We start from the raw sequence: 21,726 nt of genomic DNA, 5'->3' as shown, positions 1-21,726 counted from the left end.
GGCGCAACGTTTGAGACGAGCAATGCTAGTTACATACATAAGTGTTTGTAAATAGAACATTACCCTTAAGTTCATTACACTTCGTCCTGAGCCTAGCCAGAAATCCGCCTGCAGCCATGCGCCGAACCAAAGAAGACGCCGAGAAAACCCGCATCGCCCTCCTTGAGGCGGCCGAAACCCTGTTTCTGCAAAAAGGCGTGGCGCACACCAGCCTGGAGCACATTGCGCGGCACGCCGGGGTGACGCGCGGCGCGGTGTATTGGCACTTCGCCAATAAGGCTGACCTGTTCAACGCCATGCTCAATCAGGTACGCCTGCCGCCCGAACAACTGGCCGAACGCATGCGCGGCTGCCCGGCTCACGACCCGCTAATGACCCTGCGTGAGCTGTGTATCGAGGCCATCGAGAACCTCGCGCGCGATCAACAAAAGCGCCGTATCTTCACCATCTTGCTGCGCCGCTGTGAATTCACCGAAGAGCTGCGCGAGGCCGAAGAACGCCACGAAGCCTTTATCAACCTGTTTATCGCACTCTGCGAGCAACAGTTCAGCGCCCCGTCCGCCGCACCGCGTCTGCACTCTGGGCTCAGCCCGCGCCTGGCTGCGCGGGCTGTGCATGCGCTGATTGTCGGGCTGTTTCACGACTGGTCGCGCGACCCCAATCTGTTCGACCCGCTTAACGACGCCGCGCCGATGATCGATGCCTGCTTTCGCGGGCTGATCCGTGACTGGCCAAGCGCCGCAACGCCTACGCCAGGCTGACGCCGTAACCCTGCTCGACGATCGCCACCATCAGCTGATCCACCGCAACGCTGCTGCTCACCTGCACTTCGCCACCGGGAAATTTCACTTTTACATTCGCCGCCGGGTCGCAGGCCAACAGCGCCTCGGTGATGGTCTTGACGCAATGCTGGCAGGTCATGCCATCGACCCGGAATGTGTGAACCTGAGAAACCTGCATAAGCCACCTCCTGAATAAATAAACCGCCATGATAAGCGGACAGCTGCAGTGTTGGCCTTGCCATAAGGGCAAGGTCAAGTGAGAAATGGGCTTGACCTTATCCTTATGTCAAGGTTGATCCTATACTGGAACTCAATGGAGGACCACCCATGTCCAGCCTCACCACCTTCAACCTGCCCATTAGCGGCATGACCTGCACCAGCTGCGCCGGACGGGTCGAGCGCGCCTTGATCAAGGTGGCCGATGTCGCCAGCGTCAACATCAACCTGGCCAGTGAACAGGCGCGAGTCGAAGCGCCCGCCGGCAGCCTGGCACAGCTGGTCAATGCGGTCAGCGCGGCCGGTTATCAGGTGCCCAGCGAGCGCCTGGAGCTGAACCTGGAAGGCATGACCTGCGCCAGCTGCGCCGGGCGTATCGAACGCGCCCTGGCGCAGCAGCCGGGCGTACTCGCGGTCAGCGTCAACCTGGCCAGCGAACAGGCGCAGCTGCAGGTGCTGCGCGGTACTGATCACCATACTCTGCTGCAGGCCGTCAGCCAGGCGGGTTACCACGCCAGCCTGCTGGACGATGCAAGCCAGGCCCAACCAACGGCCGAGCCGCATTTGCAGCGCGAACGCTGGGCGCTGCTGCTGGCCATTGTGCTGACCCTACCGCTGGTCATCCCGATGCTTGCCGAACCCTTCGGCCTGCACTGGATGCTGCCGGCCTGGCTGCAGTTCGCCCTGGCCACGCCGGTGCAATTTATCTTCGGTGCGCGTTTCTACCGCGCCGCCTGGAGCGCCCTGCGCGCCCGCGCGGGAAATATGGATCAGCTGGTGGCCATCGGCACCAGCGCCGCCTACGGCCTGAGCCTGTATCAGTGGGCGGTAAGCCCCGCTGGCAGCATGCCGCATCTGTATTTCGAAGCCTCGGCGGTGATCATCAGCCTGATCCTGCTCGGCAAATACCTGGAGAGCCGTGCCAAACGTCAGACCAGCAGCGCCATCCGCGCCCTGCAGGCGCTGCGTCCGGAACGCGCCCTGCGCCTGCAAGAGGGCGGCGAGCAATGGGTGGCGCTGGGCGAGTTGCAATTGGGCGACTGCATTGTGGTCAAGCCCGGCGAACGTTTCCCGGTGGATGGGCGGGTCACGCACGGCCAGAGCCATGCCGACGAGGCGCTGATTAGCGGCGAGAGCCTGCCGCAGCCCAAACAACCGGGGGACAAGGTTACCGCGGGGGCGATCAACGGCGAAGGCCGCTTGCTGATCGAAACCACCGCCTTGGGCGCAGAAACCGTGCTGTCACGCATTATTCGCCTGGTCGAAGACGCCCAGGCGGCCAAGGCGCCGATCCAGAAGCTGGTGGATAAAGTCAGCCAGGTGTTTGTGCCCAGCGTGCTGCTGATCGCCCTGGCTACTCTGCTCGCCTGGCTGCTGCTGGGCGCCGGGATGGAAACCGCGCTGCTGAATGCCGTGGCGGTGCTGGTGATCGCCTGCCCCTGCGCCCTCGGCCTGGCCACGCCCACGGCGATCATGGCCGGCACCGGGGTGGCCGCGCGCCACGGCATCCTGATCAAGGACGCCGAAGCCCTGGAAATCGCCCATTCGGTCAGTCTGGTGGCGTTCGACAAAACCGGCACCCTCAGCTCCGGCGCGCCGCGTATCGCCCATCTGCGCGCAGTGGACGGCGACACCAACAAGCTGCTGCAACTGGCCGGTGCCTTGCAACGTGGCAGCGAACACCCGCTGGCCAAGGCGGTGCTGGACGCCTGCACAGAACAGCAGCTAGCCCTCGCCGAAGTCAGCCATAGCAAGGCGTTGGCCGGGCGCGGTATCGCCGGGCAGATCGGCGAACGGCAGCTAGCCCTGGGCAACAAGCGCCTGCTGGAAGAGCACTTCCTGCTGCCTGACGAACTGGCCGCCGACGCCCTGGCCTGGGAGGCCGAGGGGCGCACCCTGTCCTGGCTGCTGGAACTGGCGCCGCAACCGCAGGTGCTCGGCCTGTTCGCTTTTGGCGACACACTCAAGGCCAGCGCCTTGGATGCCATCGCCGCACTGAGCGCACGCGGCATCGAAAGCCATCTGCTCAGCGGCGACAACCCCGGCAGCGTCAAGGCGGTGGCCAAGGCCCTGGGTATCACGGCGGCACATGCCGAGGTGCTGCCGGCAGACAAGGCGGCGATCATCGCAGCACTTAGACAAGACGCGGTGGTGGCCATGGTCGGCGACGGCATCAACGATGCGCCAGCGCTGGCGGCTGCCGATGTCGGCATCGCCATGGGCAGCGGTACCGATGTGGCCATGCACGCTGCCGGCATCACCCTGATGCGCGGCGACCCGCGCCTGGTGGCCGACGCCCTGGATATCAGCCGGCGCACCTACAACAAGATCCGCCAGAACCTGTTCTGGGCCTTCGCCTATAACCTGATCGGCATCCCGCTGGCGGCCTTTGGTCTGCTCAACCCGATGCTGGCTGGCGCGGCCATGGCGCTCTCCAGCGTCAGCGTGGTGAGCAATGCCTTGCTGCTAAAAACCTGGAAACCTAAGCCATGACTCGTAGGATGGGGCGCACGCCCTTAGCCTGCTGCCACACAAGCAAAGGCGCCGCCATCATCGGTATAAGCCATGCAAGCGGCCACAGGCATAGACCGATGATGGGTATCGCTACGCTCAACGTCATCCTACGAACAACCTTTGCGAGACGAGTATGAATATCGGCCAAGCCGCCAAGCAAACCGGCCTGAGCGCCAAGATGATTCGCTACTACGAAAGCATCGACCTGCTGCCCGCTGCGGGTCGCTCAGGCAGCGGTTACCGCCAATACGGCCAGCAGGATTTGCATCGCCTGGCGTTTATCAAACGCTCGCGCGATCTGGGTTTTTCTCTGGAAGAAGTCAGCCAGCTACTGGCCCTGTGGCAGGACCGGCAACGCGCCAGCGCCGATGTGAAAGCCCTGGCCGCCGCGCATATCGCCGAGCTGGAGCGCAAGATCAGCGAACTCAGCGGCCTACGCGACACCCTCAAGGACTTGATGGACAACTGCCAGGGCAACGACCGCCCGGACTGCCCGATCCTCAAGGATCTGGAGTCCGGCTGCAGTCATTAACAGAGGCTGCGACTGGCCGTAGCCCGGATGCAATCCGGGCCATTGCCGGATACGCGCGCCCGCCATCCCGGATTGCGCTGCGCTTATCCAGGCTACACGACTGACTGCGTTCGTCGGCTACAACGACCGCTGCAACGCCCGGCAATCCAGGGCGAAATGGTCGGTCAGCTGCGGCCAGGGGTTTTCCGCCAGGTTGACCAGCACGCTGCGCGCCCCGGCCGCGCGAGCGCATTCCAGGTCGAAGCGGTAATCGCCAACCATCACCAGCTCGCTCGGCGCGACCTGCCAGGCCCGGGCAAAGTGCAGCAGACCACCCGGATCGGGCTTGGGCGGCGCCTCATCACGGCCGATCACGTCGGGTACGGCAAAGCAGTCATCCAGGCCGATGGCGCGCAGGGTCAGCAGCGCCAGCTCATGGGCATTGCGGGTGAGGATGCCGAGGCGACAGCCACGCCCGTGCAGCTCGCGCACCAGTTCAATCGCCCCGGGTGCCGGCTCGGCGCTCAGCGCCAGTTCACGCTCATGCTCCAGCAGCCAGGCATGCTTGGCCGCCGCCACTGCCTCAGGTAGCGAGGCCAGATGGCCGAGAATGTCGTCAGCCAGCGGAATATCCAGCGCCCGCTTGATGGCCTCGAAGTCGTGCACCGCCAGGGTCAGGGTGCCGTCCATATCGAACACCCAATGCTTCGCACTGCGAAGACTCATTTCCAATCCTCACGGATTCGGGTCAAGCCCTCTTGCGCTACCGAAGCGACCAGCTGGCCCTGGCGGTTGAAAATGCTGCCACGGGAGAAACCACGGGCGTTGCCAGCCCAGGGGCTGTCCATGCTGTAGAGCAGCCAGTCGTCCATGCGCAGGTTGCCATGGAACCACAGCGAGTGGTCGAGGCTGGCGACCTGCATAAACTTCTGCCACACGGAAACCCCGTGCGGCAACATCGAGGTGGTCAGCAGGTTGAAGTCGCTGGCGTAACCCAGCAGGTATTTGTGCAGCTGCGGATCATCCGGCAGCTCGCCTGCGGCGCGGAACCACACATGCTTGACCGGCTCGCTGGGTTTGGGGGCGAAGGGATTGCCGACTGTTACCGGGCGAATCTCGATCGGCTTGTCGCTCACCGCCCGCTCACGCATGCGCTCCGGCAGGGCATCGACCACCAGGCGCGCCAGCTCGGTTTCCGATTTCAGCTGTTCCGGCCCCGGTACTTCGGGCATCGCATTCTGATGGTGGAAGCCTTCTTCATCGAACTGAAAGGAAGCGCTGCAGGTGAAAATCGGCTTGCCCTTCTGAATCGCCGTCACCCGCCGCGTGCTGAAGCTGCCGCCATCACGCACCCGCTCAACCTGATAAACCACCGGCAGCGTGGCGTCACCCGGGCGCAGGAAATAACCGTGCATGGAATGCACATGCCGCGCAGGCTCCACCGTCTGACTGGCCGCCGAGACGCACTGACCGAGCACCTGGCCGCCATACAACTGGCGAAAGCCGAGGTCCTGGCTGACACCACGAAACAGATTCTCTTCGATGGTTTCCAGGGTCAGCAGGGCGACCAACTCATTCAACACCTGACTCATGCATGCTCTCCTGTTAACGCATCTGGCTGGGGGCGAGATGGTAAAGACTTTGCCAAGGCTTGTCGGCCCGACTGAACGATGGATGCGGACAATAATGGCAGCATTATGGCCAATCAGCAGCCGAGCTTGAGTGTCGGACAAACCTGCCGCCATACTTCGGGCTCTTTCGCCCGAGCCCGCCGCCATGCGCCTGCCGCTGGTCTACCACGACGATTACAGCCCGCCCTTCCCGGCCAATCACCGCTTCCCCATGGAGAAGTTCCGCTTGCTGCGTGATCACTTGATCGATAGCGGCCTGAGCACCGACGCCGAGCTGCTGCGCCCCGAGCTGTGCCCAACCGACGTACTCGCCCTGACCCACTGCCCGGCCTATATCCAACGCTTTGTCAGCGGCGAGCTGGCCCATGAAGAACAACGCCGCCTTGGCCTGCCCTGGAGCGCCGCCCTGGCCCAGCGCACCGTGCGCGCCGTGGGCGGCTCGCTGCTGGCGGCTGAACAGGCCCTGCAACATGGCCTGGCCTGTCACCTGGCCGGCGGCACCCACCACGCCCACTACGATCACCCGGCCGGCTTCTGCATCTTCAATGACCTGGCGGTGATCAGCCAGTATCTGCTGGCCAGCGGCAAGGTGCAGCGGGTGCTGATCTTCGACTGCGACGTGCACCAGGGCGACGGCAGCGCACGCCTGCTGGAAAACACCCCGCAGGCCGTCACCGTGTCGCTGCACTGCGAAAAGAATTACCCGGCGCGCAAGGCCGCCAGCGACTGGGACATTCCCCTGCCCAACGGCATGGGCGATGCCGACTACCTCAAGGTGGTGGACGACAGCCTCAACTACCTGCTGCCGATGTATCAGCCGGATATCGTGCTGTACGACGCTGGCGTCGACGTGCACAAAGACGACGCCCTCGGCTACCTCAACCTCACGGATGCCGGCATCGCTGCCCGTGACGAAGCCGTGCTTAACCACTGCCTGGGCCGCGATATCCCGGTAGTGGGTTTGATTGGCGGCGGCTACGACAAGGACCGTCACGCCCTGGCCCGGCGCCACGGCATCCTGCATCACAGCGCCGCCAAGGTTTGGCAGGCGCGCGGGCTGGGATAAAAGCGGCACAGGGCGCAGTCATATCGCCCATCACCACAACCAAGGAAGCACCCATCCCATGCACGGAAAGATCATCGCCCTGCTGGCCGCACTGGCATTCGGCAGCGCCACTGCCGCACCAGCAGCCGACACACTGCAGTCGCTGGTAGACGCCAGCGTCCGTCCGCTGATGGCGGAATACGACATTGCCGGCATGGCCGTGGCGCTCAGCCACAACGGCCAGGCGCACTACTTCAACTATGGCGTGGCGCGCCGGGACGACCCGCAAGCGGTAACCCGCGATACCCTGTTTGAAATCGGCTCGCTGAGTAAACCGCTCACCGCCACCCTCGCAGGTCTGGCGCAGGCGAACGGCAAGCTCAACCTCAGCGACAGCGCCGGCCAGCACTGGCCCGAGCTGCGCGGCAGCCCGCTGGAAAACGCCAGCCTGCTCAACCTCGGCACCTACACCGCCGGCGGGTTGCCGCTGCAGTTCCCTGATAACGTGACCGACCCAGCCAGCATGCTCGCCTACTACCGCCAGTGGCAGCCTGAATACGCGGCGGGCAACCACAGGCGCTACTCCAACCCCAGCATCGGCTTGCTCGGTTACCTCACCGCACGCAGCATGGGTCAACCCTTCCCCACACTGATGGAAGGCACGCTGTTCCCCGCGCTCGACATGCCACACAGCTATATCCAGGTGCCAGCCGCGCAGATGCCGCGCTATGCCTACGGCTACAGCAAAGACAATCAGCCGCTGCGCGTCTCGCCAGGGATGCTCGACGCCGAAGCCTACGGGGTAAAAACCAATGCCAAGGACATGTTGCGCTTTGTACAGGCCAACCTCAGCCCATCCGGCCTGGGCCCTGAACTGCAGCGCGCCATCGCCACCACCCAGACGGGCTTTTACCGCATCGGCGACATGACCCAGAGCCTCGGCTGGGAACGCTACCCCTACCCGATCAGCCTGGAGCGCCTGCAGGCCGGCAACTCGCCAGCGATGGTGCTGGAAGCACAAAAAGCCAGCCGCCTCGCAACGCCCAAATTCGAGCCGGGCAGCAGCCTATTTAACAAAACCGGCTCCACCGGCGGCTTCGGTGCCTACGTCGTGTTTGTCCCTAGCCAGCAACTGGGCCTGGTCATGCTGGCCAACAAGAACTACCCCAACTCCGCCAGAATCAAGGCGGCCTACACAATATTGGCCGCGCTGGATCAGCGTACGCAGGGCACAAGCACACCGTAGGATGGCGTTGAGCGCAGCGATACCCATAGGCAGGTATCGCTGTAACGTCTGGAGGATGATGGGTATCGCATTGCTCAACCCATCCTACGAACTGGGCCGCGATATCCCGGTAGTGGGTTTGATCGGCGGCGGCTACGGCAAGGACCGTCATGCCCTGGCCCGGCGCCACGGCATTCTGCATCACAGCGCCGCCAAGGTTTGGCAGGCGCGCGGGCTGGGTTAACAGCCCGGCCCAGGTACCACGGCGGCGGGCATAGGCACGCTATAACGGCGTCCACGGGGGTGAAGTGAGTGCTATGCACCAGGCACTGCGCGAAAGCCATCCAGCATGCTCGCCATGTCCTCGGCGAGCGCGGCAATCTGCGCGTCCGGTACCTCGCGCGTGGCAAAGGCACGCAGGCCCATGATCTGCGCTTGCAACAAACGGGCTAAGCGCTGGCAATCAACATCGGCACGTAACTCCCCAGCAGCCTTGGCCCGCGTCAGGGCGGCATACAGGCGCGCTTCAATCAGCGCCAGCAGGGCCTCCACCTTCGCCCGCAAAGCAGCATCTTCGGTATTTACCTCAAGCAGCGTTTTAACCAGCAAACACGCCTGCGTCGGGGCGTGTGCCGTGCCCATACAGCGGCCTGCAAGCGCCTGCAGGTAGCCCTTGAGCCCCTCGATAACACTCGGTGCACTGTCGAGTACCTGGGCAAACTCATCCCTGCCGCGGGCCGCGTAAGCATCCAGGGCCTCGCTGAACAAACCGCTTTTGCTGCCAAACGTGGCGTACAGACTGCCCGGGCGCATGTCCAGGGCCTCTTCAATATGCTTCATTGAGGAGGCGTAATAACCACGTGACCAGAACAGTTCCACGGCCCTGTGCAGGGCAACCTGTCGATCAAAACGAGCAGTGCGGGCCATCGTCAGCTCTCGGATAAAACGGCAGTTTAACCACCAGATTCAATTTTGAATGATCGCTCAATTTTGGCTTGATTGCCTGTAAATCTTCAATTACGGTGAGCGCCATAATTATTGAACGATCACTCAAATAAGGAGTTGCACCATGCGCTCTTTCACCCTGCACGACCACAACAGCGCACCCGAAGCAGCCAAAGCCCTACTGGAAAAATCACACAAAGCCTTTGGTCGAGTACCCGGCCTACATGCGGTGATGGCAGAATCACCTGAGCTGCTCAACGCCTATCAAGCGCTCCACGGCTTGTTTCTCAATAGCAGCTTCGACGCCGATGAGAAGACCGTGGTATGGCAAACCATCAACGTCGAGCATGCCTGCCATTACTGCGTACCGGCGCACACCGGCATCGCCAAGCTGATGAAGGTATCGGACGAGATCAACCATGCCCTACGCGACGAGACAGCACTGCCTACGCCCAGGCTGGAAGCCCTGCGCGACTTCACCCTGGCTATGCTGCGCCAGCGCGGCGAGCTAGAAGCCGGCCAACTGGAGGCGTTCTACGGCGCCGGTTTTACCCAGCAGAATGTACTGGAAGTGATTCTTGGCCTGAGCCAAAAAATCATCAGCAACTACACCAATCACATTGCGCAAACCCCCATCGATCAAGCCTTCCGAGGCTTTGCCTGGGAAAAAAAGTAGGTCAATGCTGATCCAGGTACAGCCCCTCGGGGCGTACCTGCGCTAACCAGATCCGCCATCTCTCCGCAAACAGAGGATGCTTATATGAACATGCACGGCGCCGTGGCCTTTGACATCTACGGAACACTGATTGACACCCAGGCAGTTCTGGCCCGTTTGACCGACTTGATCGGTGACAAGGCCCCCACTGTCTCGCGCCTGTGGCGGCAGAAACAACTGGAGTACAGCTTCCGTAGGGGGCTGATGGGGGATTATTGCGACTTCTCAGTGTGTACCCGCCAGGCCTTGGTGTTTGTCTGCCGTGAACAGCAGGTCGCCATCAGCGAGAACGCCGTCGAACAGGCCATGCAGGCTTATGCCGAACTGGATGCTTTTAGCGACGTACCCGCCGGCCTTGAAGCGCTGCGGCAGCAGGGCCGACAGCTGTATGCGTTCTCCAACGGTAGCCGTGCGGCCGTACAACACTTATTGCACCGAGCCGGCCTAGCTGACTTTTTTGCGGCGGTGGTGAGCGTCGAGGATGTGCGCTCGTTCAAGCCAGACCCCAAGGTTTATCAGCACTTGGTACGCAGCTGTGGCCTACCGGCCAAAGAGGTGTGCCTGGTCTCATCGAACGCCTTCGACATTCTCGGGGCCGCCCACGCCGGCTTGAGCACGGCCTGGTTACGCCGTGACCCGCAGGCTGTGTTTGATCCGTGGGAGGTTCAGCCCGACATTACCCTCGCCGATTTTAGCGCGTTGGCCAGCCAACTCGGGCCCGCCAAATAGCCATTCGTCGAGCACTTAATTCCTTCAACCTCTTGCCCATGTCTGACTGACGGCGGGGATACGGAGCCACTTGATGAAAAAAATCACCCTACTGTTACTGCGTGTCTCGCTGGGTTGGCTGCTGGTTATCTGGGGCGCCGACAAGCTGTTCAATGTGGAACACGGCCTGGCAGTGGCCAACAAGTTTTACTTTGGTTTTCTTGCGACACAGAGCGCACTGCAGATTGCCGGTGTGCTGCAGATTCTTATAGGCCTGGCCGTGGTGGTGGGTTGGGCCCGCCGCTGGGCGTATCCCGTACAGCTGCTGCTCAACAGCGCCTCACTGCTGGCGGTGTTTAAATCGGTACTGGATCCATGGGGTTGGTTCTTTACCGGCAGCAATGCCTTGTTCTATCCGTCGTTGATCATCTTCGCCGCCAGCCTGTTGCTGATTGCCTTTCGTGAGGATGACACCTGGGTGCTGGACAGGTCCTGACCACCGAGCCATGCACACCCGTCCACAACAGCAAGACTGCATCGGCAGCAATGCCGGTGCGGTGGCTGTTGTGCTTAGATGGCTAATTTCTGCTCCCGCTGGACACTGATGAGCACACGAACCCTACTGCTGACGGCACTGGCCATGCTGGCTTTTGCCGGCAATTCGCTGCTGTGCCGCCTGGCACTGCGCGACACCGACATCGATGCAGCCAGCTTTACCAGCCTGCGCCTTGCAGCAGGCGCTCTGACGCTGTGGCTGATCATGCGTTTGCGCATGACCAAGCGCATCAGCACCGGCAGCTGGCCCGCCGCTGCTGCGCTATTTGTGTATGCGGCCGGGTTTTCCTTCGCCTATATCAACCTGGATGCAGGCACAGGGGCCTTGATTCTGTTCGGCGCGGTACAACTGAGCATGTTTGCCTGGGGCCTGTACCGCGGCGAACGCCTAAGCCTCAACGGTTCCTGCGGCCTGCTGCTGGCATGCGCCGGGTTACTGGTATTGCTATTACCGGGAGCCAGCCGGCCGCCCACCGGCGCTGCACTGCTGATGCTTGTGGCGGGTGTAGCCTGGGGCGTTTACTCGCTACTGGGGCGCGGGGTGAACGACCCACTGGCCGCCACAACCGGCAACTTTCTGCGCGCCACGCCCTTGGCGCTGTTGCTCAGCGCCCTGTTTTTCGGCCAAGCCCGCTGGGACATGCCGGGGCTGGTGTATGCCCTGCTGTCGGGCGCGCTGACCTCCGGGATCGGCTATGCCATCTGGTACACCGCACTGCGCGGCCTGCAATCCTTTCAGGCCGCCTGCGTGCAGCTCAGCGTGCCCATTATTGCCGCACTGGCCGGCAGCCTGCTGCTCGACGAGGCACTGAGCGTGCGCCTGCTGATCAGCGCCGCCGCCGTACTCGGCGGTATCGCTTTGCTGCTCAATGCCCAGCATCGGCGCGCCTAGCCAGGGCGAATACGTTAGCCCGCCAATACCTTATCCAGCGCCTGCTCCAGCGTGGCTACGGTGCGCTCGATATTGCCCAGCTTATCCAGCCCGAACAGGCCCAGACGGAAGGTCTGAAAATCCGCCGGCTCGTCGCACTGCAGCGGCACGCCGGCAGCGATCTGCAGGCCCTGGGCGGCGAATTTGCTGCCGTTCTTGATGCTGGCATCGGTGGTGTAGCACACCACCACACCGGGGGCTTCGAAGCCTGGCGCGGCGACGCTGTTAAAACCCTTGCGGGTCAGCAGTGCGCGCGCGCGCTCGCCGAGTTCCTGCTGTTGCTGGCGCACGGTGGCAAAGCCGATGGCTTCGGCCTCACGCATGGCCTCGCGAAAACGCGCCAGGGCATCGCTGGGCATGGTCGCATGATAGGCATGGCCGCCCTGCTCGTAGGCCTGCATGATCTGCAGCCATTTTTTCAGGTCGCAGGCAAAGCTGCTGCTTTGCGTGGCTTCGACGCGGGCCTGGGCGGCTTCACTGAGCATGACCAGGGCGCAGCAGGGCGAGGCACTCCAGCCTTTTTGCGGGGCGCTGATCAGCACGTCGATACCGCAGGCCTGCATATCCACCCAGAGGGTGCCGGAGGCGATGCAATCGAGCACAAACAGGCCGCCAACCGCATGCACGGCATCCGCCACGGCGCGCAGGTAGCCGTCCGGCAGGATCATCCCGGAAGAGGTCTCCACATGCGGGGCGAACACCACCTGCGGTTTTTCCGCGGCGATAACCGCCAGCACATCGACCAGCCGCGGCGGCGAGAACGCGGCCTGGCTGCCCTCGGCGACCGGACGCGCCTTGAGCACAATCGACTCAGAAGGGATCTGGCCCATCTCGAAAATCTGCGTCCAGCGGTAGCTGAACCAGCCATTGCGCAGCACCAGGCACTTCTGCCCGGTGGCCAGCTGGCGCGCCACCGCTTCCATGCCGAAAGTGCCGCTACCGGGCACGATGGCCACCGCGTGGGCGTTGTAGACCTGTTTCAGGGTGCTGGAAATATCCTTCATCACGCCCTGGAACGACTGCGACATATGGTTGAGGGAGCGGTCGGTGTAGACCACCGAGTATTCGATCAGGCCATCGGGGTCGATGCTGGGATAGAGGTCAGACATATGCGGCTCCAGGCAGAAAAGTCGTGTCCCGACCGTGCCCGAAGCCGGGGCAAATAACAAGGTCGCGGCGGCCTCGGTTAGAATGCACGCCCTTAATTCCCGCCCGATATCGCCATGACCACTAACGCCCAACAGCCTGCCCCTCGCGTTGCCATTATCGGCGGCGGCCCCGCCGGGCTGATGGCGGCCGAGGTACTGGCCCAGGGCGGTGTGCAGGTCGAGCTGTACGACGGCATGCCCTCGGTGGGGCGCAAGTTCCTCCTGGCCGGGGTCGGCGGCATGAATATCACCCACTCCGAGGCCAAGCCGGCCTTTGTCGCCCGCTATGCTGCGCGCCAGAGCGAGGTGGCTGCACTGCTGCGGGACTTCGATGCCAACGCCCTGCGCGCCTGGATTCACGGCCTGGGCATCGACACCTTTGTCGGTACCTCGGGCCGGGTGTTCCCCAGCGATATGAAGGCCGCGCCGCTGCTGCGTGCCTGGCTTAAGCGCCTGCGCGAGTTGGGTGTACAGATCCATACCCGGCATCGCTGGCAGGGCTGGGATAACCACGGCGCGCTGCGGATTGCCTCGCCCGCCGGCGAACAATCGATAACGGCCGACGCCACCCTGCTGGCCCTGGGCGGCGGTAGCTGGGCGCGATTGGGTTCAGACGGTGCCTGGGCGGCGCTGCTGCAAGCGCGTGGCGTAACTATCGCGCCCTTGCAGGCGAGCAATTGTGGCTTCGATGTAGCGGCCTGGAGCCCGTTTCTGCGGGACAAGTTCGCCGGCGCGCCGCTGAAGAACATCAGCCTCCAACTGCCCGGTGAAACGCCACGCCTGGGCGAGTGCGTGCTGACCGCCAGCGGTATCGAAGGCAGCCTGGTGTATGCCCTGTCGGCGGCTATTCGCGAAGCGATCAACCAGCACGGCAGCGCCACTGTTTATCTCGACCTGCTGCCGCAGACGCCGCTGGCCAAGCTGCAGACGGCCCTGAGCAAACCACGCGGCTCGCAGTCGATGGCCAAGCATCTGCATCGCCAGGCCGGCATCGACGGGGTCAAGGCCGCCTTGCTGCGCGAACTGGCCAGCGCCGCTGCCTTCAATGACCCCGTGTTGCTGGCCAACGCGATCAAGGCCCTGCCGATCACCCTGATCCGCCCACGGCCACTGGATGAAGCCATCAGCACGGCCGGCGGCGTACCTTTCGAGCAACTGGACGGCAACCTGATGCTCAAGGCGCTACCCGGCACCTTCTGCGCTGGCGAGATGCTCGACTGGGAAGCGCCCACCGGTGGTTACCTGCTGACCGCCTGCTTTGCCAGCGGCCGGCGCGCCGCACAGGGGATGCTGGATTGGTTGCACAGCCCTAGGATGGGTTGAGCGCCGCGATACCCATGCGGCCTGGGCCAGCGACTATGCTTGCAGAAAACCGCCGCAGAACGACGCCCTTTCCACGCACACAGGTACCCTCTAGCCGTGATCCCTCTAGTGGTCTGCGACGACTCGAATATGGCGCGCAAGCAGTTGATCCGCGCCCTGCCGCCGGAATGGCCGGTGACCATCAGCCAGGCCACCAATGGCCAGGAAGCCCTGGCTGCGCTGCGTCAGGGGCTGGGCCAGGTGATGCTGCTGGACCTGACCATGCCGGTACTGGATGGCTACGAAACCCTCACCGCACTGCGCGCCGAAGGCCTGGCTTGCAAGGTGCTGGTGGTTTCCGGGGACGTGCAGGAGGAAGCCGTACGCCGGGTCAAGGCACTCGGCGCCCTGGCCTTTATCAAGAAGCCCGCCGACCCGGAAATCCTGCGCAGCACCCTGCTGGAGCTCGGCCTGTTCGACCCCAAGGCCACGCCTGGCGCCATCGCCCAGGCCGCGCTGCTCGATGAGCTGAAGGTGAATTTCCGCGATGCCCTGCGCGAGGTCAGCAACGTCGCCATGGGCCGCGCCGCCGCACTGCTGGCCAAGGCGCTCGGGGTCTTTGTGCAGTTGCCGGTGCCGCAGGTGAATATCTTCGAGGTCAGCGAACTGCATATGACCCTCACCGATGCCATGCGCGGCGAGCGCCTGAGCGCGACGTGCCAGGGCTTTATCGGCGACGGCATCGCCGGCGAGGCGCTGCTGCTGTTCCACGACTCGGAAGTGACCGATATGGCGCGCCTGCTCGACTGGCAGCCCAAGGACGATAGCGAGACCTCGGAAATGCTCCTGGATCTGGCCAGTATCCTGATCGGCGCCTGCCTGGCCGGGCTTGCCGAACAGATCGACGTGCGTTTCTCCCAGGGCCACCCCCTGCTGCTGGGCCAGCACGCCTCCATCGAGCGGCTGATTCATATCAACCAGCGCCGCTGGAAAAAGACCCTGGCGGTGGAAATCAGCTACAGCCTGGAGGCGCACAATATCCACTTCGACCTGCTGTTGCTGTTTACCGAAGACTCGATCCAGCGCCTGACCCACAAACTCAACTACCTGATGAAGTAGGCGGTACGCCCATGCCCGCGCAAATAGATATCCAGGAAGTGCACTGGTTGCTCGATATCGTGCAGTGCATCGACGTCGGGGTGATCGTCCTCGACCGCCAGTACCAGGTGGAAGTGTGGAACAGCTTTATGGAAAACCATTCGGGCCTGGGGCCGGATGAGGTGCAGGGCAAGACGCTGTTCAGCCTGTTCCCGGAAATCAACGAAACCTGGCTAAAACGCAAGGTCGATAGCGTGGTGCAACTGGGCACCCGCGCGTTCAGCCTGTGGGAGCAGCACCCCTACCTGATGCGCTTCAAGAACTACCAGCCGATCACCGGCCAGGAAGATTTTATGTACCAGAACGTCACCCTGCTGCCGCTGGCCGGCGGCCAGGGCGAGGCCGAACATATCTGTGTGGTGATCTACGACATGACCGCCGCCGCCACCCACAAGAAACAGCTGGAAGCCCTACAGGCCAGCAGCCGCGCCTAAGATTATTTAGCGAATTTTCCAGGCTTGCCCGCTTTCCCAGCAAAGCTCGGCACCTTGCGCACCGCCTTGACCGCCGGCGCGGCCGGCTCATCGGCCTCCATCCAGCGACCCAGGCTGCCGCCCTTGCCGCCGCCAACCACTTTCGGCTTCTTGGCCTTCTTCGGCTTTTTCACCACCTGGCCGCCGGGCAGGGTCTGCGGCACGCGGTGGTCGGGGATAAAGTCCGGCTCGTCGATACGTTGCAGCACCTGCTGGGTCAGGGTTTCGATGGCCGATAGCAGCTGCACTTCATCGGCGCAGACCAGCGACACCGCCTGCCCCACCGCGCCGGCGCGGCCGGTACGGCCGATACGGTGCACATAGTCTTCGGCGACGATCGGCAGGTCGAAGTTGACCACCAGCGGCATGTCGTCGATATCCAGGCCACGGGCCGCCACATCGGTGGCCACCAGCACCTTGACCTCGCCATCCTTGAAGCGCTGCAGGGCGCGCTGGCGGGTGGCCTGGGGCTTGTCGCCGTGGATCGAGTCGGCGCTGATGCCGTGGCGCTGCAGTTCGGCTTCCAGCTCGTCGACGCCCTTGCGGGTCTTGACGAAGACCAGGGCCTGGCTCCAGCGCTTGGCCTGATACAGATGGAGAAACAGCTCGCCCTTGCGCTTCTTGTCCACCGGAATCAGCCACTGCTTGACCGACTTGGCGGCGGCATTGCGCGGGCTGACCTCGATGCTTAGCGGGTCGTTGAGCATCTCGCCGGCCATGGCGCGGATCGCCTCGGAGAAGGTCGCGGAGAACAGCAGGGTCTGGCGCTTCTTCGGCAGTGCGCGAAACACATTCTGCAACTCGTTGGCAAAACCCAGGTCGAGCATGCGGTCGGCTTCGTCCAGCACCAGGGTCTGCACCTGGTTGAACTTCACCGCGTTCTGCCGATAGAGGTCGAGCAAGCGGCCGGGGGTGGCCACCAGCACGTCCAAACCCTTGCGCAGTTTCATCATCTGCGGGTTGATGCTGACCCCGCCATACACCGCATAACTGCGCAGCGGCAGGTGCTGACCGTAGGTGATAAAGCTCTGCAGCACCTGCTCGGCCAGCTCGCGAGTCGGCACCAGCACCAGCGCGCGCACCGAGTTGCTCGCCACCTGCGGGCCTTCCATCATCAGCCGTTGCAGCACCGGCAGGGCAAAACCGGCGGTCTTGCCGGTGCCGGTCTGCGCCGCGGCCATCAGATCGCGGCCTTGCAGGACCGGCACGATGGCCTGGGCCTGCACGGCGGTGGGGGTTTTGTAGTCGAGGCTGTCGAGGGTACGCAGCAGAGGCTCGATCAGGCCGAGGGAGGCAAACGTCATAGGGCTAACCGCTGAAATAAGTCGATGGTGCAGAGTTTATCCTGCCTGGGCACGCACGCTGCTCGTTGCTTTTGTAGGAGCGAGCTTGCTCGCGATGATCGAACGCAAGATCGCCAGCAAACTGGCTCCTACAGATGGTTTGCCACACTCAGGGCTTGTGCGGGCGCGCGAGAAACTCATGCGACTGCATTTCCAGCAGACGACTCAGCGTGCGCTGGAACTCGAAGGTCAGCCGGCCGCCGGTATAGAGGTCTTTCAGCTCCACTTCGGCGGAGATGATCAGCTTGACGTTGCGGTCGTAGAACTCGTCCACCAGGTTGATAAAGCGCCGCGCCATATCGTCCTTGGCGGTGCTCATCTGCTCAACGTTGGCCAGCAGCACGGCGTGGAAGATCTTGCCCAGCTCGATGTAGTCGTTCTGGCTACGCGGACCATCGCACAGCTCGCGGAACTCGAACCAGGCGACGTCGTCACCGACCTTGCGTGCCGTGATAGCGCGGTTCTCGATCATCAGCGGCTCGTTTTCCTGCACCGAGCAGTGTTCGGGCAGCAGGCTGAGGAAACTCTTCTGCAGGCTTTCCTCGGCCGCCGCATCCAGCGGCCAGTGGAACAGCTCGGCCTGCTCCAGGGCACGCAGGCGGTAATCGATGCCGCTGTCGACATTGACGATCTCGGTGTGCTGCTTGAGCAGGGCAATCGCCGGCAAGAAGCGCGCACGCTGTAAACCGTCCTTATACAGACCGTCCGGCACGATATTGGAGGTGGCGACCAGGCTCACGCCGTTCTTGAACAGCTCCTCCAGCAGGGTGGCGAGGATCATCGCGTCGGTAATATCGCTGACGAAGAACTCGTCGAAGCAGATCACCCGCGCTTCATCGGCGAAACGCTTGCCGATAATGGTCAGCGGGTTCTTCTCGCCCTTGAGGGTGCGCATTTCTTCATGCACGCGCTTCATAAAGCGGTGGAAGTGGGTGCGCACCTTGCGCTCGAACGGCAGCGCATCGAAGAAGGTATCCACCAGATAGGTCTTGCCGCGACCCACCCCGCCCCAGAAATACAAGCCCTTGACCGGCCCCTGGGGCTTTTTGCCGAACAGCTTGCCGAACACGCCGGAGCTGCCCTTGTCCGCAGCGACCAGGTCGTCATACAGGCGCTGCAGATGACGCACCGCAGTTTCCTGGGCGGCATCATGAAAAAACTCAGGGCGTTTGAGGTCAGCCTGGTAACGTTCTAGGGGCGTCATAATTCGTAAGAGCCTGTTCAAAGTCTGCTGCGCGTCGGGCCTGCTGCGTTAGAGGCAGGCTCGGAATGCCGCTTGCGGATAACGCGCTTCAGCGCGGCCCGAAGGGCGAGTGCAACGAGTAATGCTCATGTACACCAGTACACTCCGCTTGATTCGCTGCGCTCACCCTAGGGGCCAGCCGTTGGCTGTTACTACGCTGCGCTACGTTTCTCGCCTGTCTCTGCCTTGCATGCCTCTAGCTCGCGAGCCTTTGAGCAGGCTCTTAGTCGGGCAAGTAAAACGGGGGCGTTACTTTAGCGACGCCCCCGCGGCTTGGCAATCGGCCAGTACGGCTGGCGAGCGGAAATCCGATTAATGCAGCCGTAGGATGGGTTGAGCGCAGCGATACCCATGCTGCCTAGTGATGGGTATCGCAGGCTCAACCCATCCTACATTCCGCTCACTCCTGCGGGGCCAAGGCCTCATGCAGACGCTGGATCGCCGCCTGACAGGCGCTGCTGTCGGCGAATACCGGGCTGTGCGCCACGCACTCATCGTCCAGCCAGACGCCAAAGCCGCCGTCCTGCTCGCGGATATCCAATGCTTCGCCGGATTGCAGACGCTTGTTGACCAGGCCTGCCGCCTTGCCATCGGCAAAGGATTTGGACAGCAACAGCTGCTCGCCAGCGGCATCCAACAGGCGGAAGCGAAAACTGCCGTCGTCGTCGCGGAAGCTGACAAAGCGCGCGCTCTTGCCGGCTTTCTTCTTCTCACCCGCCGTGTTGACGGCCTGGCTACGGAAGGAGCGCAGGCCCACGGCTTCACGCAGCTCAGCGAGAAACGGCGTGGCAGTCTTGCGTGCCTTGGCGGCACCGGCCAGCAGGATGTCTTCCAGGGCCGCCGGCTTTTCGATCAGCGCGTGATAGCGCTCGCGCGCCTCGCCCAACTCGGCTTCCAGCAGGTTGCACAGCGCCTGCTTGGCTTCGCCCCAGGCCATACCGCCCTCCAGCGCAGCGCGGAAGTCCGCCTGCTGGGTGGGTGCGGCAAAGGCCTGATAGAGGGTAAACAGGTGCGAGCTGTCCGGGTCTTTCGGTTCACCCGGCAGCTTGGAGTCGGTCACCACGCGTGCAACGGCATCCTTGAGCTGCTTGGCGCTGCCGAACAACGGGATGGTGTTGTCGTAGCTCTTGCTCATCTTGCGCCCGTCGAGGCCGGGCAGAGTCGCCACATCTTCCTCGATCACCGCCTCGGGCAGGGTGAACAGCTCCTTGCCATTGCCGAACAGGTGGTTGAAGCGCTGGCCGATATCGCGGGCCATTTCCACGTGCTGGATCTGGTCACGGCCGACCGGCACCTTGTGCGCGTTGAACATCAGGATGTCCGCAGCCATCAGCACCGGATAGCTGAACAGACCCATGGTGATGCCGGCATCCGGGTCTTCGCCCTGCTCGACGTTCTTGTCCACCGAGGCCTTGTAGGCGTGGGCGCGGTTGAGCAGGCCCTTGCCGGCGACGCAGGTGAGCAACCAGCACAGCTCGGGAATCTCGGGGATATCCGACTGGCGATAGAAGGTTGCCTTATCGGTATCAAGGCCCAGCGCCAGCCAGGTGGCAGCGATTTCCAGGCGCGAGCGCTGGATGCGCGCCGGCTCATCGCACTTGATCAGCGCGTGGTAGTCGGCCAGAAAGTAGAACGAATCCGCATCGGCAGCGCGGCTGGCGACGATAGCCGGGCGAATCGCGCCCGCATAGTTGCCCAGGTGCGGCGTGCCGGTGGTGGTGATGCCGGTAAGGATACGAGTGGTCATATTCAAATTCGCTTTGCTTGAACCATCTTGCTGATCTTGCGAGCTAGAAGCTGGCTAGGCAAAAGCAGGCGAGGAAGCGGAGTGTACGGCTGTACATGAGCATTCCGAGCCTGATTTTAACGACGCCAGGTCGACGCGCAGCTGATCAGAGGCGAGGCAGCAGCAGATCTTTTAGGTCTGTAAGCTTGCCGTGAAAAAAGTGGCCGCATTCTGCCACTTTCAGCAGCTCATGGGCACGCCCGAGTGCCGCCGACCACTGGTAGACCAGCTGCGGGTCGATCACTTCGTCGTCTTCGGGCTGGATCAGAATCAGCGGGCAGTGGCTGGCTGGGGGCGTTTCGTCACTCAGGCGCTGCACCGCCGGGGCCACCATAAACAGCTTATCGAGCGTCACACCCTGGGCTTCCAGGCGCGCGCCCAACGCTGCGGCAACAAAGCCACCAAAGGAAAAGCCCAGCAGGGTCAACGGCAATTCGGGGTACTGCGCACGCAGCCAGTTGGCCACGGCTTCGGCGTCATCCACCTCGCCACTGGCCATATCGTGGCTGCCGGCGCTGGCGCCGACACCGCGGTAGTTAAAGCGCAACGTGGCCAAGCCACTGTCACGAGCGGTGCGTTGCAGGGTGGAGACCACCTTATTGAGCATGCTGCCGCCCTGCACCGGATTGGGGTGGCAGATCAGCGCCACGCCACGGGCGTCGGGGGTATCCAGCCACAAGGCTTCCAGTTGGCCGCAGGGGCCGGCAATCATCAGAGGGGTTTCGCGGGTGAGCAACACTGAACTCCGTGACCTCGCAGTGGGTCGACTCGTCTAGCTGACAGCCTGCGCCACACACAACACCGCAAACGTTTCGGCATTGCATTGCGGTATACAGCGCAGGTTCGAGCCGTTAACGTAAAGCAAAGCCGTTTAGAGAGGAAGGACTCGTGGAACAGACGCTCACCGCCTGGTTGCTACCCGCCATTACCCTGGTAGCCGGCATTGCCATTGGCTTCCTGATTGCCCGCCTGGCACCCAATGCGGCCCCAAGCCGCACCCAGCGCCAGCTGGATGAAATTCAAGAACGCTTCGATGCCTACCAGAGCGAGGTGGTGACTCATTTCAACACCACCGCCAATCTGGTGAAAAAGCTCAGCCAAACCCAACTCGACGTGCAACAGCACCTATCCGACGGGGCCAATCGCCTGGCATTCGACGAACTGACTCGCCAGCGCCTGCTCGCCACCCTGCATGCGGATGACAGCAGTGAAAAGCGCGAACGCATCAAGGCACCGGCACACCACGAAATGCCCAAGGACTACGCGCCGAAAAGCGCCGATGTTCCGGGTATGCTCGATGAAAGCTACGGCTTGAAGAACAAGTAACAGGCGCTTATTCGGTTGTTTCGGCGACCGAATAGGCACTAAGGAAACTCTGAAGAAGACTTCCTGATTTTGGCAAAATACCCGGATTCCAGCCGCTGAGTTTTCCGATGAAGCAGATGACCTTCGCCGACGCCGAATACGCAGGCAAGCGCAAGCAGACCCGCAAGGA

22 protein-coding genes and 1 pseudogene are annotated in these 21,726 nt (G+C 62.8%); 14 read left to right on the top strand and 9 right to left on the bottom strand.

What is annotated here, in order from left to right:
- Positions 1-116 precede the first annotated feature (116 nt).
- On the top strand, positions 117-761 hold the full coding sequence (locus WA145_RS13160) for a TetR family transcriptional regulator (RefSeq protein ID WP_422582012.1): 645 nt from the start codon (positions 117-119) through the stop codon (positions 759-761).
- Here WA145_RS13160 and WA145_RS13155 read toward each other — a convergent pair.
- Positions 748-960 (bottom strand): heavy-metal-associated domain-containing protein, encoded by a 213-nt coding sequence (locus WA145_RS13155; protein ID WP_422582011.1) that lies wholly within the window; start codon positions 958-960, stop codon positions 748-750. The genes WA145_RS13160 and WA145_RS13155 overlap by 14 nt on opposite strands.
- Before the next feature lie 149 nt (positions 961-1,109).
- Here WA145_RS13155 and WA145_RS13150 point away from each other — a divergent pair, with 149 nt between their 5' ends.
- Together WA145_RS13150 and cueR are read left to right on the top strand one after the other, a co-directional pair.
- The gene (locus WA145_RS13150; protein WP_422582010.1) at positions 1,110-3,491 is read left to right on the top strand and encodes a heavy metal translocating P-type ATPase; all 2,382 of its coding nucleotides are present in this window, start codon (positions 1,110-1,112) and stop codon (positions 3,489-3,491) included.
- A 154-nt stretch (positions 3,492-3,645) separates the two neighbouring features.
- On the top strand, positions 3,646-4,044 hold the full coding sequence (cueR, locus tag WA145_RS13145; RefSeq protein ID WP_422582009.1) for a Cu(I)-responsive transcriptional regulator: 399 nt from the start codon (positions 3,646-3,648) through the stop codon (positions 4,042-4,044).
- Positions 4,045-4,161: 117 nt separating this feature from the next.
- Here cueR and WA145_RS13140 read toward each other — a convergent pair whose 3' ends face one another.
- Positions 4,162-4,749, bottom strand: coding sequence for an HAD family hydrolase (locus WA145_RS13140; RefSeq protein WP_422582008.1), 588 nt, complete (start codon positions 4,747-4,749; stop codon positions 4,162-4,164).
- Positions 4,746-5,615 carry an acyl-CoA thioesterase II gene (gene tesB / locus WA145_RS13135; RefSeq protein ID WP_422582007.1) on the bottom strand — a complete coding sequence of 290 codons (870 nt, stop codon included), beginning with the start codon at positions 5,613-5,615 and terminating at the stop codon, positions 4,746-4,748. The genes WA145_RS13140 and tesB overlap by 4 nt, the downstream gene beginning before the upstream one ends.
- Before the next feature lie 184 nt (positions 5,616-5,799).
- Here tesB and WA145_RS13130 point away from each other — a divergent pair, with 184 nt between their 5' ends.
- From WA145_RS13130 to WA145_RS13120, 3 genes and pseudogenes are all read left to right on the top strand, one after another.
- Positions 5,800-6,720, top strand: coding sequence for a histone deacetylase (locus WA145_RS13130; protein ID WP_422582006.1), 921 nt, complete (start codon positions 5,800-5,802; stop codon positions 6,718-6,720).
- A 58-nt stretch (positions 6,721-6,778) separates the two neighbouring features.
- Positions 6,779-7,945, top strand: coding sequence for a class C beta-lactamase (ampC, locus tag WA145_RS13125; RefSeq protein ID WP_422582005.1), 1,167 nt, complete (start codon positions 6,779-6,781; stop codon positions 7,943-7,945).
- Between the two features lie 91 nt (positions 7,946-8,036).
- A pseudogene (locus WA145_RS13120) lies at positions 8,037-8,168 on the top strand (histone deacetylase); the annotation flags it as partial.
- Between the two features lie 71 nt (positions 8,169-8,239).
- Here the strand turns inward: WA145_RS13120 and WA145_RS13115 are convergent.
- A complete protein-coding gene (locus WA145_RS13115; protein ID WP_422582004.1) occupies positions 8,240-8,851 on the bottom strand; it encodes a TetR/AcrR family transcriptional regulator in 612 nt (203 codons plus the stop codon).
- Positions 8,852-8,993: 142 nt separating this feature from the next.
- On the opposite strand from WA145_RS13115, the gene WA145_RS13110 reads away from it, so the two are divergent.
- From WA145_RS13110 to WA145_RS13095, 4 genes are all read left to right on the top strand, one after another.
- Positions 8,994-9,545, top strand: a complete 552-nt coding sequence (locus WA145_RS13110) for a carboxymuconolactone decarboxylase family protein (RefSeq protein WP_422582003.1) — start codon at positions 8,994-8,996, stop codon at positions 9,543-9,545.
- Positions 9,546-9,629: 84 nt separating this feature from the next.
- Positions 9,630-10,313 carry a haloacid dehalogenase type II gene (locus WA145_RS13105; RefSeq protein ID WP_422582002.1) on the top strand — a complete coding sequence of 228 codons (684 nt, stop codon included), beginning with the start codon at positions 9,630-9,632 and terminating at the stop codon, positions 10,311-10,313.
- A gap of 73 nt (positions 10,314-10,386) precedes the next feature.
- Complete coding sequence (locus WA145_RS13100) at positions 10,387-10,788, top strand: DoxX family protein (protein ID WP_422582001.1); 402 nt, start codon at positions 10,387-10,389, stop codon at positions 10,786-10,788.
- Positions 10,789-10,896: 108 nt separating this feature from the next.
- The gene (locus tag WA145_RS13095; RefSeq protein ID WP_422582000.1) at positions 10,897-11,739 is read left to right on the top strand and encodes a DMT family transporter; all 843 of its coding nucleotides are present in this window, start codon (positions 10,897-10,899) and stop codon (positions 11,737-11,739) included.
- Between the two features lie 14 nt (positions 11,740-11,753).
- Here WA145_RS13095 and WA145_RS13090 read toward each other — a convergent pair whose 3' ends face one another.
- Complete coding sequence (locus tag WA145_RS13090; protein ID WP_422581999.1) at positions 11,754-12,887, bottom strand: aminotransferase class V-fold PLP-dependent enzyme; 1,134 nt, start codon at positions 12,885-12,887, stop codon at positions 11,754-11,756.
- 114 nt (positions 12,888-13,001) lie between these two features.
- Between WA145_RS13090 and WA145_RS13085 the strand changes: the two genes are divergently transcribed.
- From WA145_RS13085 to WA145_RS13075, 3 genes are all read left to right on the top strand, one after another.
- On the top strand, positions 13,002-14,249 hold the full coding sequence (locus tag WA145_RS13085; RefSeq protein WP_422581998.1) for a TIGR03862 family flavoprotein: 1,248 nt from the start codon (positions 13,002-13,004) through the stop codon (positions 14,247-14,249).
- A 96-nt stretch (positions 14,250-14,345) separates the two neighbouring features.
- Positions 14,346-15,347 carry a response regulator gene (locus WA145_RS13080; RefSeq protein WP_422581997.1) on the top strand — a complete coding sequence of 334 codons (1,002 nt, stop codon included), beginning with the start codon at positions 14,346-14,348 and terminating at the stop codon, positions 15,345-15,347.
- A gap of 11 nt (positions 15,348-15,358) precedes the next feature.
- Positions 15,359-15,820, top strand: a complete 462-nt coding sequence (locus WA145_RS13075; protein ID WP_422581996.1) for a PAS domain-containing protein — start codon at positions 15,359-15,361, stop codon at positions 15,818-15,820.
- Positions 15,821-15,822: 2 nt separating this feature from the next.
- Here WA145_RS13075 and WA145_RS13070 read toward each other — a convergent pair whose 3' ends face one another.
- The 4 genes from WA145_RS13070 to WA145_RS13055 all read right to left on the bottom strand — a co-directional run bounded on the left by WA145_RS13070 (position 15,823) and on the right by WA145_RS13055 (position 20,967).
- The gene (locus WA145_RS13070; protein ID WP_422581995.1) at positions 15,823-17,163 is read right to left on the bottom strand and encodes a DEAD/DEAH box helicase; all 1,341 of its coding nucleotides are present in this window, start codon (positions 17,161-17,163) and stop codon (positions 15,823-15,825) included.
- A 148-nt stretch (positions 17,164-17,311) separates the two neighbouring features.
- A complete protein-coding gene (gene zapE, locus WA145_RS13065) occupies positions 17,312-18,406 on the bottom strand; it encodes a cell division protein ZapE (RefSeq protein WP_422581994.1) in 1,095 nt (364 codons plus the stop codon).
- A 439-nt stretch (positions 18,407-18,845) separates the two neighbouring features.
- Positions 18,846-20,192: a tryptophan--tRNA ligase gene (locus WA145_RS13060; protein ID WP_422581993.1), complete on the bottom strand. Its 1,347-nt coding sequence runs from the start codon at positions 20,190-20,192 to the stop codon at positions 18,846-18,848.
- 145 nt (positions 20,193-20,337) lie between these two features.
- On the bottom strand, positions 20,338-20,967 hold the full coding sequence (locus WA145_RS13055; RefSeq protein WP_422581992.1) for an alpha/beta hydrolase: 630 nt from the start codon (positions 20,965-20,967) through the stop codon (positions 20,338-20,340).
- A gap of 152 nt (positions 20,968-21,119) precedes the next feature.
- Here WA145_RS13055 and WA145_RS13050 point away from each other — a divergent pair, with 152 nt between their 5' ends.
- Positions 21,120-21,557 carry a YhcB family protein gene (locus WA145_RS13050; RefSeq protein ID WP_422581991.1) on the top strand — a complete coding sequence of 146 codons (438 nt, stop codon included), beginning with the start codon at positions 21,120-21,122 and terminating at the stop codon, positions 21,555-21,557.
- Positions 21,558-21,726: the final 169 nt, after the last annotated feature.

The organism is Pseudomonas sp. (genome assembly GCF_049301935.1).
Lineage (GTDB): Bacteria > Pseudomonadota > Gammaproteobacteria > Pseudomonadales > Pseudomonadaceae > Aquipseudomonas.
Note: the sequence above shows the minus strand (reverse complement) of the source record. Positions and strands in the feature narration are given on the sequence as shown.

Bases quoted from the DNA above. Each gene is read 5' to 3' on its own strand.
- WA145_RS13115 (WP_422582004.1), bottom strand. From the start codon at position 8,851: ATGGCCCGCACTGCTCGTTTTGATCGACAGGTTGCCCTGCACAGGGCC.
- ampC (WP_422582005.1), top strand. From the start codon at position 6,779: ATGCACGGAAAGATCATCGCCCTGCTGGCCGCACTGGCATTCGGCAGC.
- WA145_RS13110 (WP_422582003.1), top strand. From the start codon at position 8,994: ATGCGCTCTTTCACCCTGCACGACCACAACAGCGCACCCGAAGCAGCC.
- WA145_RS13095 (WP_422582000.1), top strand. From the start codon at position 10,897: ATGAGCACACGAACCCTACTGCTGACGGCACTGGCCATGCTGGCTTTT.
- WA145_RS13090 (WP_422581999.1), bottom strand. From the start codon at position 12,887: ATGTCTGACCTCTATCCCAGCATCGACCCCGATGGCCTGATCGAATAC.
- WA145_RS13100 (WP_422582001.1), top strand. From the start codon at position 10,387: ATGAAAAAAATCACCCTACTGTTACTGCGTGTCTCGCTGGGTTGGCTG.
- zapE (WP_422581994.1), bottom strand. From the start codon at position 18,406: ATGACGCCCCTAGAACGTTACCAGGCTGACCTCAAACGCCCTGAGTTT.
- WA145_RS13155 (WP_422582011.1), bottom strand. From the start codon at position 960: ATGCAGGTTTCTCAGGTTCACACATTCCGGGTCGATGGCATGACCTGC.
- tesB (WP_422582007.1), bottom strand. From the start codon at position 5,615: ATGAGTCAGGTGTTGAATGAGTTGGTCGCCCTGCTGACCCTGGAAACC.
- WA145_RS13060 (WP_422581993.1), bottom strand. From the start codon at position 20,192: ATGACCACTCGTATCCTTACCGGCATCACCACCACCGGCACGCCGCAC.
- WA145_RS13130 (WP_422582006.1), top strand. From the start codon at position 5,800: ATGCGCCTGCCGCTGGTCTACCACGACGATTACAGCCCGCCCTTCCCG.
- WA145_RS13105 (WP_422582002.1), top strand. From the start codon at position 9,630: ATGAACATGCACGGCGCCGTGGCCTTTGACATCTACGGAACACTGATT.
- WA145_RS13150 (WP_422582010.1), top strand. From the start codon at position 1,110: ATGTCCAGCCTCACCACCTTCAACCTGCCCATTAGCGGCATGACCTGC.
- WA145_RS13140 (WP_422582008.1), bottom strand. From the start codon at position 4,749: ATGAGTCTTCGCAGTGCGAAGCATTGGGTGTTCGATATGGACGGCACC.
- WA145_RS13070 (WP_422581995.1), bottom strand. From the start codon at position 17,163: ATGACGTTTGCCTCCCTCGGCCTGATCGAGCCTCTGCTGCGTACCCTC.
- WA145_RS13160 (WP_422582012.1), top strand. From the start codon at position 117: ATGCGCCGAACCAAAGAAGACGCCGAGAAAACCCGCATCGCCCTCCTT.
- WA145_RS13075 (WP_422581996.1), top strand. From the start codon at position 15,359: ATGCCCGCGCAAATAGATATCCAGGAAGTGCACTGGTTGCTCGATATC.
- WA145_RS13085 (WP_422581998.1), top strand. From the start codon at position 13,002: ATGACCACTAACGCCCAACAGCCTGCCCCTCGCGTTGCCATTATCGGC.
- cueR (WP_422582009.1), top strand. From the start codon at position 3,646: ATGAATATCGGCCAAGCCGCCAAGCAAACCGGCCTGAGCGCCAAGATG.